The 10762-nt window shown below is 61.1% G+C and carries 11 protein-coding genes; 7 read left to right on the plus strand and 4 right to left on the minus strand.

All coding sequences use genetic code 11. The annotated features are described in order from the left end of the window. Nucleotides 1-157 precede the first annotated feature (157 nt). Genes yfiR through yfiB form a run of 3 tightly spaced genes read left to right on the plus strand, consistent with a single transcriptional unit; the run spans nt 158 to nt 2462 of the window. Nucleotides 158-706, plus strand: a complete 549-nt coding sequence (yfiR, locus tag BN1129_RS06910) for a regulatory sequestration protein YfiR (RefSeq protein ID WP_042035448.1) — start codon at nt 158-160, stop codon at nt 704-706. Beyond that, the gene (dgcN, locus tag BN1129_RS06915) at nt 703-1971 is read left to right on the plus strand and encodes a diguanylate cyclase DgcN/YfiN (RefSeq protein ID WP_042035450.1); all 1269 of its coding nucleotides are present in this window, start codon (nt 703-705) and stop codon (nt 1969-1971) included. Before yfiR ends, dgcN begins: the two co-directional genes overlap by 4 nt. A gap of 2 nt (nt 1972-1973) precedes the next feature. Beyond that, nucleotides 1974-2462 carry an outer membrane lipoprotein YfiB gene (gene yfiB, locus BN1129_RS06920; RefSeq protein ID WP_042035452.1) on the plus strand — a complete coding sequence of 163 codons (489 nt, stop codon included), beginning with the start codon at nt 1974-1976 and terminating at the stop codon, nt 2460-2462. A gap of 59 nt (nt 2463-2521) precedes the next feature. Here yfiB and BN1129_RS06925 read toward each other — a convergent pair whose 3' ends face one another. Continuing rightward, entirely contained in the window at nt 2522-3253 is a 732-nt protein-coding gene (locus BN1129_RS06925) for a TerC family protein (RefSeq protein ID WP_042035453.1), read from the minus strand. A 108-nt stretch (nt 3254-3361) separates the two neighbouring features. Here BN1129_RS06925 and BN1129_RS06930 point away from each other — a divergent pair, with 108 nt between their 5' ends. The 3 genes from BN1129_RS06930 to BN1129_RS06940 all read left to right on the plus strand — a co-directional run bounded on the left by BN1129_RS06930 (nt 3362) and on the right by BN1129_RS06940 (nt 6640). Then, on the plus strand, nt 3362-4477 hold the full coding sequence (locus BN1129_RS06930) for an ATP-NAD kinase family protein (protein ID WP_042035454.1): 1116 nt from the start codon (nt 3362-3364) through the stop codon (nt 4475-4477). Between the two features lie 122 nt (nt 4478-4599). After that, nucleotides 4600-4878 carry a YfcL family protein gene (locus tag BN1129_RS06935; protein WP_042035455.1) on the plus strand — a complete coding sequence of 93 codons (279 nt, stop codon included), beginning with the start codon at nt 4600-4602 and terminating at the stop codon, nt 4876-4878. A gap of 97 nt (nt 4879-4975) precedes the next feature. Next, on the plus strand, nt 4976-6640 hold the full coding sequence (locus tag BN1129_RS06940) for an AMP-binding protein (RefSeq protein ID WP_042035456.1): 1665 nt from the start codon (nt 4976-4978) through the stop codon (nt 6638-6640). A 67-nt stretch (nt 6641-6707) separates the two neighbouring features. Here the strand turns inward: BN1129_RS06940 and cdd are convergent, their stop codons facing one another. The 3 genes from cdd to BN1129_RS06955 all read right to left on the minus strand — a co-directional run bounded on the left by cdd (nt 6708) and on the right by BN1129_RS06955 (nt 8827). After that, nucleotides 6708-7601, minus strand: coding sequence for a cytidine deaminase (gene cdd, locus BN1129_RS06945; protein WP_042035457.1), 894 nt, complete (start codon nt 7599-7601; stop codon nt 6708-6710). 186 nt (nt 7602-7787) lie between these two features. Next, nucleotides 7788-8474, minus strand: coding sequence for an LrgB family protein (locus tag BN1129_RS06950; RefSeq protein WP_042035458.1), 687 nt, complete (start codon nt 8472-8474; stop codon nt 7788-7790). After that, on the minus strand, nt 8471-8827 hold the full coding sequence (locus tag BN1129_RS06955) for a CidA/LrgA family protein (RefSeq protein WP_042035460.1): 357 nt from the start codon (nt 8825-8827) through the stop codon (nt 8471-8473). Before BN1129_RS06955 ends, BN1129_RS06950 begins: the two co-directional genes overlap by 4 nt. Nucleotides 8828-9018: 191 nt before the next feature. Here BN1129_RS06955 and BN1129_RS06960 point away from each other — a divergent pair, with 191 nt between their 5' ends. Beyond that, nucleotides 9019-10728 (plus strand): glycoside hydrolase family 36 protein, encoded by a 1710-nt coding sequence (locus tag BN1129_RS06960; protein ID WP_042035462.1) that lies wholly within the window; start codon nt 9019-9021, stop codon nt 10726-10728. Nucleotides 10729-10762: the final 34 nt, after the last annotated feature.

A 10762-nucleotide genomic window follows, 5' to 3' on the forward strand; every position in this document is an offset into this window, starting at 1 on the left:
GCCCCTGCCATGATTGCGACATTGAGTGACGTACCTGCTTGTTCTGTTGGCGGTGCCTTGTCATGGTGCTGATAAACTCAATACTCCTCCACTCCGGCTCACCCTTCGTGGGCGCCAGGCCTTCGCGGGTGCTGGCGTGGGCATAAGCGCAGGCACGATGCACTCTCTTCTACCGGTTCGAATCCTGGCGTGGTTGACGCCGCTGATCTGTTCGCTGGCGCTCGCCACCGAGCCTGTTCCGCTCACCTCTGCCGAGCTGCGTGCCGAACAGGTACGCCAGACAGTCCTCGACATTCTGAGCTACACCCGTTGGCCGACCGAGCCCGCTGAGTTGCGCCTGTGCATCACGGCGCCGACGGAATATACAGCCGCCCTTTTTTCCATCAAGCAGCAAGCCAATGGCCGGCCGGTCAGCGTCCGTCGCTACGACGTGGATGATGAGGCGCTGGGGCGGCGCTGTGACGTACTCTACCTGGGGATATTGGCGCCGGAGCGGCGGCTGTCCCTGTTTCAGCGATTGCAGGATCGCCCGATCCTCAGCATCAGCGAGCAGAGCGCCGAGTGTGTTGTCGACGCCGTGTTTTGCCTGCAGGTCGGGCTGGATCGCGTTCGGTTCCGGGTCAATCTGGATGCCCTTGCCAGGAGCGGGGTGCGGGTGCATCCTGCCGTGCTGAAGCTGGCCAAGGCGGATGAGGGGACACCATGATAGGGCTCTTTCGTCCACGGACTCAGCGGCTAACCTTGCGACAGAGTCTGGGACGCACCCATATGGTTACGTCCCTGACCGCTGTCTGTATGGCCGGTGTGCTGTTGACCGGTATCGCACTGCTGGCTTTGCGTCTCTATGCGGATCACAACCTGGAGCTGGTGGCGCGCGCTATCAGTTACACCAGTGAAGCGGCGGTGGTGTTCCATGACGAAGAGGCCGCCAAGGATGCGTTGCAAGCCATAGTCACCCATGAGGATGTGGCGCAGGCCAGCATCTATCTGCCTTCGGGGCAGCTGCTGGCAAGCTGGCGCCGGGCCATGACCACCCCCTGGTCGGGGTTGGAGCAGTATCTGGCAAGGCGCATACTGCCGGGCCCGGTCGATCAGCCCATGATGCGGGGTGGGGTGGAGATAGCCCGTATCCATCTGGTTGGCCACGGCCAGTATCTGCTGCGGTTTCTGCTGCAGACACTGATGGCCATGCTGGTCTGTCTCATCCTCAGTACGCTGGGGGCGCTCTACGTGGCGCGCTGGATGCAAAACTCCCTCACGGTGCCACTCAAGGAGCTGGCGCAGGTGGCTCACAGTGTCAGGCGTCAGCGCATTCTGGCCATGCGGGTCCCCGAGGCGCATATCGCCGAGCTGCACGAGCTTGGTCAGGACTTCAACTCCCTGCTCGATGAACTGGAAGCCTGGCAGGCTCATCAGCAGCGGGAGAACGCCAGCCTGCTGCACCGGGCGACCCACGATGCCTTGACCGGCCTGCCCAATCGTGCTCTTTTCGAGGCTCGTCTGGATCAAGCTGTGACCACGGGGCGCTTGTACGAGGAGTGTTTCGCGCTGCTCTACCTCGATTGTGATCGCTTCAAACAGATCAACGATACCCTGGGCCATGCCGCCGGCGATGACGTGTTGATCGCCTTGGCCAGACGGGTACAACATCAGCTCAGGCCGATGGATCTGGTATGTCGGTTGGGGGGGGACGAGTTTGCCATCCTGTTGACCCCAGTGTTGCAAAAGAGCGAGGTGCAGGATGTAGTAGCCCGCATCCAGCAGGTCATGGCCGACCCCGTGGTGCTGGGGGATGGTCGCCAGCTGGTGGCGGCCATCAGCATAGGCATAGCCCTCTATCCGGATCAGGGGTTGACCGCGGCTGAGCTGTTGCAGCAGGCCGATCATGCCATGTACCAATCCAAACGGCTGCGTCGGGAGCTTGCACGCCAAGACCCGCTGGCGTTCGATGTGTCTGCAGAGGAAAAATAATAATGAAGATCCATGTCCTGATGAAAACCGGCCTGATTGGCCTGCTGTTGGGCGTGCTGGTGGGTTGCCAAAGCGCCCCTCACGGCCTGACGGCAGAGCAGATCGCTGTCCTCAAGGAGCAGGGCTTTCGCCTGACCGATGAGGGCTGGACGCTGGACTTCTCCAACCGGGTGCTGTTTGCCACCAACGTGGGGGACCTCAACCCCAAGACTCGAGTTCTGGTAGAAAAACTGGGCAAAACCTTGCTGGGTGCCGGCCTGAACAAGGCACGGATTGATGGTCACACTGATGCCAGCGGACGTGAGCTCTACAACGACCAGCTCTCCTTTGAACGGGCGAAATCGGTGGCCGAGGTGCTGGTGTCGGTGGGCATGCAGCCGGCCAATCTGGACATCCGTGGTCGCGGTGAGCGGGATCCGGTGGCAGACAACAACACCGCTGCCGGGCGGGCCGAAAACCGCCGCGTTGCCATTGTCATCAGCAACGAATAAGCCGGTTATGTGGATAAAAAAAGAGCGCCATAAGGCGCTCTTTTTTGTGGTTCTGGCATTTACTGCTCGAACTTTTCGCGGTCGTGGTGACTGCGCAGGCGGATGTTGATCATCTCCACCGTCAGCGAGAAGGCCATGGCGAAGTAGATGTAACCCTTGGGAATGTGCACATTCATCCCCTCGGCCATCAGGGCGAAACCCACCAGGGTGAGGAAGGAGAGGGCCAGCATTTTGATGGTGGGATGGGCATCGACGAAATCACCGATGGATTTGGCGGCAAACATCATGATGAAGACGGCGATCATGATGGCCAGCACCATGACAGGCACGTGATCGGCCATGCCGACGGCGGTGATCACCGAGTCGAGGCTGAACACGATGTCCAGAATGGCGATCTGGATCAGGGTGCTGATAAAGCCCGAGGCCGCTTTGCTGACGCTCTGTGGCTCGGCTGCCCCTTCCAGGGTGACGTGGATCTCGTGGGCACTCTTGCCGATGAGGAATAAGCCCCCCAGCAACAGGATCAGGTCGCGGCCGGAGATGGCTTCACCCAGCACGGTGAACAGTGGTTCGGTCAGGCGCATCACCCAGGCGAGCGACAGCAGCAGCAGGATCCGGGTACCCATGGCGAGCCCCAGACCCAGAATACGCGCTTTCTGACGCTGCGCCTCCGGCAGGCGACCCACCAGGATGGAGATAAAGATGATGTTGTCGATACCCAGCACGATCTCGAGCAGGGTCAGGGTCGCGAGCGCAACCCAGGCAGAGGGATCAAGAACCCATTCCAGCATGATTGAACCTTGGTTAAAAAATTGAAGCTGCGCATTCTAGCAGTCACCACTTGGCTTGTCCCTGCGCCTTGAAAAGATAAAATGGCGGGCGATGTTAGGGAGAAATCTATGTTTCGTTTAGGGCTCATCATTAACCCGGTCGCCGGTATTGGCGGCGCGGTCGGTCTCAAGGGCAGTGACGGCATGGTCGCCGAGGCGCTGGCGCTGGGTGCCGTGCCCAGGGCGCAGGCGCGGGCGCGGCAGGCCCTGTTGCCCCTGTGCGATCTGGTCGACTCATTCGAGCTGTTGACAGTGGCAGGAGAGATGGGGGAGACGGTGGCCCGCTCTCTGGGGCTGCCTTGTCGGGTCATCTATCAACCTGCCGGGGAGATGACCTCTGCCGATGATACCCGCCACGCCGCCGAGCTGATGCGCGAAGCCGGGGTCGATCTGTTGCTGTTCGCCGGTGGCGATGGCACGGCGCGCGACATCTGTGCCGCCGTGGGGGAGTCGTGCCATGTGCTCGGCATCCCCGCGGGTTGTAAAATTCACTCCGGCGTTTATGGGGTGACGCCAGCAGCCAGCGGTCGGGTGGTGGCGCGAATGATCGCTGGCGAATTGCTCAGCCTGATGGATGGCGAGGTGCGCGATATTGATGAAGCGGCATTCCGGTTGGGCAAGGTGCGGGCTCGCCACTATGGCCAGCTGCTGGTGCCCGGCGATCTGCGCTATGTGCAGGCGGTCAAACAGGGGGGCAAGGAGTCCGAAGAGCTGGTGCTGGCGGATCTCGCCGCCGGTGTGGTGGAGCAGATGGAGCCCGAGACCCTCTATCTGATGGGCTCTGGCAGCACGGTGGCGGCCTGCATGGCCGAGCTGGGTCTGGAAAATACCTTGCTCGGTGTGGATCTGGTGGAAAATGGCCGACTTATCGGGCAGGATCTCAGCGCCGCCGAGATCCTGACCCGGATCCGTGGCCGTCGCTGCCGACTGATCATGACCCTGATAGGCGGACAGGGACATCTGCTCGGACGCGGAAATCAGCAATTGAGTCCAGAGGTGATTCGGTGTGTCGGGCTGGAGCATATCCAGGTACTGGCAACCAAAGCCAAGCTGGCCGCTCTCGCGGGCAGGCCGCTGCTGGTGGACACCGATGATCCGCAATTGAACCGGGCGTTGTGTGGTTATCTGCGCATAACCACGGGATATAAGGATCAGGTCATCTACCCGGTGGCCAGCCCGGAATAGGACGCCAAGGACGCTGTTGGCCTGGCGCCAGAGAGCTGCAATCAACCGGATTGCGGTTCCACTCCCCCGAATAATTTGCCGGCAATTTTTTGCCTGCCACGCTGGAAATGAGGCTGCGTTACATGACGATTCACGATTTTGAGCACACGTTGTTGGGACTGATCGACAGCATGGTTGCCACGGCGACCGAGGATGAGCTGTTTGCCGGTGGCTACCTGCGAGGTCATATCTCGCTGGCGGTTGCCCGGGCCGAGCTGGAAGGCAAGACCCTGCTGCGGGACGTCAAGAGCTATGTGTTGCGCAGCCTCAACGAGGCGATTTTGCAAGGTGAACTCTCCGAAGAGGATGAGACCCTGGTACAGGCAATGTGGATTCGTTTGCAGCAACACGCAGAAGCTTGATCGGATACACAATTCAAACTGAAGTGTGAGTTTATTCTTCCCTGAAGTTAGTGAAAGGTTAATAATAAGTTTCGCCTTTTGTTTCAGGGATTAAACTATGGCCTCCGCCTCACGCATTGCCAATAAACTGCCGCTCGAGATGCTCTATCACTGGGAGCGGCAGTGTTCTGATCGAACCTACCTGCGTCAAACTATCAACCGCGAATATGTCGACTTCACCTGGGGTGAAGTGGCCGATGAAGCGCGGCGAATGGTGACGGCCTTGCGTCACCTCGGTCTGGTGCCCGGTGACAAGGTAGCGCTGCTCTCCAAGAACTGCGCCCAGTGGTTTATCGCCGATCTGGCGATGCAGATGGGGCAGTATGTGAGCGTGCCCATCTATCCGACCGCCAACGTCGACACCATCGAATATGTGCTGCGCCACAGCGAGGCCAAGGCGATCTTCGTCGGCAAGCTGGATGACTGGAAGAGTCAGGAGACTGGCGTGCCCGCCGATCTGCTGCGCATCGCCTTCCCCTACGACACCATGCCTGCCAGCCACCAGTGGGACGATCTGCTGGAAGCGCACGAGCCCATCCCCGACAGTCCGGTCCAGTCCCCTGACTCCCTGCTGAGTCTGGTCTACACCTCGGGCAGTACCGGCAAGCCGAAAGGGGCCATGCTGAGCGTCGAGCGTTACGCCTGGTCGTGCGAGAAGCTGGTGGAGACGGTGGGGCTGAGCCAGGCTGATCGGGGCTTCTCCTACCTGCCGCTAGCCCACATTACCGAGCGGGTTTATATCTATGGCGGCAGCCTCTATGGCGGCGCCACTATCGCCTTCCCCGAATCCCTCGACACCTTTATCGATGACGTCAAACGTTGCCGTCCCACTGTCTTTATCTCTGTGCCCCGGCTGTGGGCCATGTTCCGCATCAAGATCCACGAGAAGCTGCCACAGAAGAAGCTCGCATTGCTGCTCAAGATCCCGCTCATTTCGGGCCTTATCAAACGCAAGCTGCAAAAGGGACTGGGGCTGGATCAGGCGCGGGTGCTGGGCTGCGGTTCGGCGCCGGTCTCTCCTGCGCTGCTGCAGTGGTATCTGAGCATCGGCCTCAAGGTGACCGAAGCCTGGGGCATGACCGAGAACCACGCCTATTCCACCATCAACTACCCGTTTCGCGCCGACAAGATCGGTACCGTCGGCAAGGCGGGTCTTGGTGTCACCATCAAGATCTCCGAGGAGGGGGAGATCCTCTGCCGCTGCGAGGGGATGATGCTGGGTTACTACAAGGATCCCGAGCACAGTGCCGAGGCCATTGACGGTGATGGCTGGCTCCACACCGGTGACATGGGCAAGCTGGACAGGGAAGGTTACCTCACCATCACGGGCCGGATGAAGGACGTGTTCAAGACCGCCAAGGGCAAGTACGTGGCGCCTGTGCCCATCGAGGGGCTGCTGGGGCAGGAGCCCATCATAGAGCAGCTGTGCGTGATTGGTTACGGCATGCCCCAGCCCATCGCGCTGGTGCAACTGGCCGAGAGCGCCATGAAGGAGAGTCGGGATGCCATCAACGCCCAGCTGGAGGCGGCGCGTAACCGGGTGAACGAGCAGCTGGAGTCCCATGCCAAAATTCGTGGCATTCTGGTGGTGAAGAGCCCCTGGAACATAGAGAACGGCGTACTCACCCCCACCATGAAGATCCGCCGCCACCTGCTGGAGCAGAAATACGCGGACATCGGCGAGGCCTGGTCCTCCTCCCAGAGCATCATCTGGGAATCCTGATCCTAAGCCATCAGCAGAAACAACAAGGGGAGCCGGTGGCTCCCCTTGTTTATGGGCCTCTTTTACTTCAGACGGCCTGGTATTCCAGCTCGACCGACCCCAGCGCCTTGAGGGTGGACTGGGCGGAGTCCCGCTGGCTGATCTGGCCGTTTTTGCTCTCCAGCAGCACGGCGCGACGGAGGGTAGCGAGATCTTCACCGTTTAGCACCGCATGGGCGCAGGCCATCTGCATTGGCGGCAGGCTCGGGTTGAAGGCGGCGTTCTCGGCGTAGCGACCGCAGAAGAGGCGGCCATCGGCAAATTGCAGCGCCACCGCGGCATAGCCCTGACTGTAGGGGGCGTAGCTTTGGCGGGCGGCGGCCAGTGCGGCCTGCCAGAGCGGATCCTCGCTCTCGAGCATCAGCTCATCATGGGCTTGCGGGCTCATCAGGGCATCCGTGATGTCGAGATCCGCCGGCCCGAACGAGTGGGGCAGGAAGGATTGCAGGGCGCTCAGGTCATCCGGCAGAGAGACTTTCAGGATCTTGGCCGTGCTCAGCTCATTCATGAACTGGCGGCAGTGGCCGCAGGGGGTGTAATTGACCGTGATCTCGCTGATCCCTGTCTCACCGCCCAGCCAGGCGTTGGAGATGGCGGACTGCTCGGCATGAACCGAGTGGAACAGCCCTTGGCCGGTGAACTCCATGTTGGCGCCGAAATACCAGGTGCCGCTCAGGCCACAGGCGATGGCACCGACAAAAAACCTGGAGATGGGGGCCACCGAGCAGGCCGCGGCCAGTGGCAACAGGGCCAGGCGCAGGGCGCGGTCTTCCAGACCTGTGGCGGCTTTCAGGGTGGTCACTTGCTCAGGGGTAAAACGGGCATTGAACTCGCCGCCCTGTTCGGGATCCAGCATGGGCAGCAGCACCGCTTTGAGCGGGGCGGGCAGGGAATCGAGTGGCTTGGCAAAACGGGGATGCATAGTGTGTCCTCAAAGGCCAATTGGGGGATCATTGTAGGGAGCAAGCTTGGCAAAATGTGTGAGCGTGCTCACGCCCTGACGGGCAAAAGGAGAGGGATGGTAGAGGAAACGTTTGTCTTGCGCAAACTGTGCGTCAGCTCGCACTTGGTGGGCCGCAAGGCCCGCACAACAGCAGAAGGGTGAGACTCAATTAAACCAGTGGTAAATGGCAAACAGCAGGGGAGCCACGGCGGCGGTGAGGATGCCGCACACCACCATGGCGAGCGACGAGAAGGCCCCTTGGGTAATGCCCTTCTCGGCAGAGGTGGCGGTGCCGATGGCATGGGCGCAGGCTCCCATGGCCAGTCCCTGGGCCTCGGGGTCGGTCACTCGCATCAGTTTGAGCAGCGGGTAGCCGATGAGGGCGCCTACAATCCCGGTTACCACCACCACGGCTGCGGCGATGGCCGGAATGCCGCCGAGGGACTGGCTGACGCTCATGGCGAGCGGCGTCGTGATCGATTTGGTGGCGAGCGAGGCCAGCAATGCCGGATCGGCGCCCATAAAATGACCGATCAGCAGGGTAGTACAGACCGAGATCAAGACGGAGGCCAGCGCACAGATTAGGATGGGCTTGAGCCTGACCTGGATCTGGCGGGCCTGCTGGTAGAGCGGCAGGGCCAGCGCTACCACGGCGGGTTCCAGCAGCGCCGTGATGGGGCGGGTGCCGCTCTCGTACTGTTCCAGCGGCAGATCAAGCCAGAGCAGCAGACCTATGATGACGGCGGTGGGCACCAGCACAGGGTTGATGATGGGCCAGGGCAGGCGGCGATAGAGGGGTCTGGTGGCAAAGTAGAGCGCCAGGGTCAGGGGAATGGCAAGCCAGAAGATCATCTGTTCATCCTCTGGTAGAGCCGGCCGACAGTGCCGAGGATCAAGACTATCCCGAGCACTATGCAGAGCATGATGAGGCCGAAGGATTGGCGCAGCGGCTCCAGCCAGGCCACCAACCCGACCGCCACCGGCACGAACAGCACGCCCATGTGGCGCAGCAGCAGGCCGGCACCTAACTCGACCCAGTGCAATTTCACCAGTTGCAAGGAGAGCAGCACAAACAGCAGCAACATGCCGATGATGCTGCCGGGGAAGGCGAACGGCAGTATGGCTGCCAGGGTTTTGCCCGCCAGCAGGCAGGCGACGATGACCATGAAGTCACGAAGGTACAGCAAGGCACGTTGCGCGATCACGTGAGCCCCTACTTGGTAACTGTGAATGAATGGGCAGTTTACCAGAGAGGCAGGGGCGCGACATTAAAACAATAACAGCTGAAATCGGTTCGTTTGAGGCTGATATTATTGAGGATTTTCTGACTCGACGGGTTTTTTAAACGACCTGGTTCTGAACTGTTTGTTTTGTTGATGAATAACAAGGAGTAGCCATGACATCCCTCTTGTCCCGCGTGCGTCAACTGGCAGCCGATAGCGCGCTGCCCCCGGATCTGTTGCAAACCCGTCAGTGGGAGGGGTCACTGTGTCGGGTCAGGCTCGACAACACAGGTCCTGATGCCACGCCGGTCGGCCGCTGGGTGCTGTTTGACGGCAAATTGAGCCTGCCAGTGGAGAGCGCTATTTATGGCGAAGGATTCCAGATGCTGGCCCAGACTATGGGCAGCTGGCAGACCCCGCAGCCGGTTGGCCGTTGCCCCGATGCCAGCGTCTATCACATCAGCGACGACGACGGCTATCACACAGTTCATAACCTGTTGCTGGTGGAGCATGACAAGGGCTGGCTGCTGCTCGCTTTTGCCAGTTGTCACCGTTTTGGCGGCGAGTTCCGCCTCTATCCGGATGGCCGCCTGCAGATCCTGATGAACTGTGAAGATCGTCCGTTGTTTGCCGGCCAGCACTGGCAGAGCGAGGCGCTGCTCTGCCTGGAGGGGGCGGATCGCGAAGCGCTGCTGGCCGAATTGGCGAGCATGCTCGCGGCCGAGCACGGCAGCGTGATCGCCGAGGTGGCGACCCGCCCCAGTGGTTGGTGCTCTTGGTATCACTACTATGCACAGGTGAGCGCCGCCGATATTCGCGAGAATCTGGCGGTGCGGGCCGGGCGTTTTCCGGCCCTGCGCTACGTGCAGATCGACGATGGCTATCAGGCGAAGATGGGGGATTGGCTCACTCCTTCGCCTAAGTTCGAACAGGGAGTGGCAGCCCTTGCGGCTGAGATCCGCCGTGCCGGTTGCGAGCCCGCGCTCTGGGTCGCCCCCTTTATTGCCGAGCCAACCTCACAGGTGTTTCAGGATCACCCTGACTGGTTCGTAAAGGGGGATGACGGGCTGCCGCTCCCCTCCGAACGGGTCACCTATGGCGGCTGGCGCTGTACTCCCTGGTATGTGCTGGACGGCACCCACCCCGAGGTACAGGCGCATCTCGAGCAGGTGTTCAGCACCTTGCGCGAGCAGTGGGGCATTCACTACTTCAAGCTGGATGCCAACTTCTGGGGCGCCATTCATGGCGGCCGCTTCCATGATCCTTGTGCCACCCGGGTCGAGGCCTATCGGCGCGGCATGGCGGCCATTGTGCGCGGAGCGGGTGAGGGCGCCTTCCTGCTCGGCTGCAACGCCCCCATCTGGCCGAGCCTGGGGCTGGTACACGGCATGCGGGTGAGCGATGACGTGGAGCGCAATGGCCACCGTTTTCGCCAGATTGCCCGCGAGACCTTCTGCCGCGCCTGGCAAAACGACCGGCTGTGGGCGCTGGATCCTGACTGCATCTGCCTGCGGGATCTGCCGAGTCAGCAGGCCAGCCCCACAGAGTACAGCTTCCATCTGGCTGCGTTGGTGGCAAGCGGTGGCATGATGCTGGCAGGGGACCGGCTGCGGGATCTCGATGCAGTACAAGCGGCGCAACTGCATAAATTGTTGGCCCTGTGCGCGGCCCGTACTCCGTCCGCCCGTTTCGAGTCGATGGCGTTTGCCTGCGGGGAAGTGAACTTGCCGCAAGGGGGTTCGCTGCTCTGTCTGTTCAACTGGGAGGGGCAACCCCAGGTGTTTTTGCTGCCGGCAGGGGGCATCGATTTTTGGCAGGATAAGGCCGTTGGCACCGAGATCACCCTGCAAGGGGGGGAGGGACGGGTTATCTGCTACCGCTGAGTACATTGGCGAGCATAATTCAGGCTCCCATGGG

The sequence above is a fragment of the Aeromonas popoffii genome (genome assembly GCF_000820025.1).
GTDB classification, from domain to species: Bacteria; Pseudomonadota; Gammaproteobacteria; order Enterobacterales; family Aeromonadaceae; genus Aeromonas; species Aeromonas popoffii.

Coding starts and splice junctions, on each gene's coding strand:
- yfiR (WP_042035448.1), top strand. CDS start 158: ATGCACTCTCTTCTACCGGTTCGAATCCTGGCGTGGTTGACGCCGCTG.
- dgcN (WP_042035450.1), top strand. CDS start 703: ATGATAGGGCTCTTTCGTCCACGGACTCAGCGGCTAACCTTGCGACAG.
- yfiB (WP_042035452.1), top strand. CDS start 1,974: ATGAAGATCCATGTCCTGATGAAAACCGGCCTGATTGGCCTGCTGTTG.
- BN1129_RS06925 (WP_042035453.1), bottom strand. CDS start 3,253: ATGCTGGAATGGGTTCTTGATCCCTCTGCCTGGGTTGCGCTCGCGACC.
- BN1129_RS06930 (WP_042035454.1), top strand. CDS start 3,362: ATGTTTCGTTTAGGGCTCATCATTAACCCGGTCGCCGGTATTGGCGGC.
- BN1129_RS06935 (WP_042035455.1), top strand. CDS start 4,600: ATGACGATTCACGATTTTGAGCACACGTTGTTGGGACTGATCGACAGC.
- BN1129_RS06940 (WP_042035456.1), top strand. CDS start 4,976: ATGGCCTCCGCCTCACGCATTGCCAATAAACTGCCGCTCGAGATGCTC.
- cdd (WP_042035457.1), bottom strand. CDS start 7,601: ATGCATCCCCGTTTTGCCAAGCCACTCGATTCCCTGCCCGCCCCGCTC.
- BN1129_RS06950 (WP_042035458.1), bottom strand. CDS start 8,474: ATGATCTTCTGGCTTGCCATTCCCCTGACCCTGGCGCTCTACTTTGCC.
- BN1129_RS06960 (WP_042035462.1), top strand. CDS start 9,019: ATGACATCCCTCTTGTCCCGCGTGCGTCAACTGGCAGCCGATAGCGCG.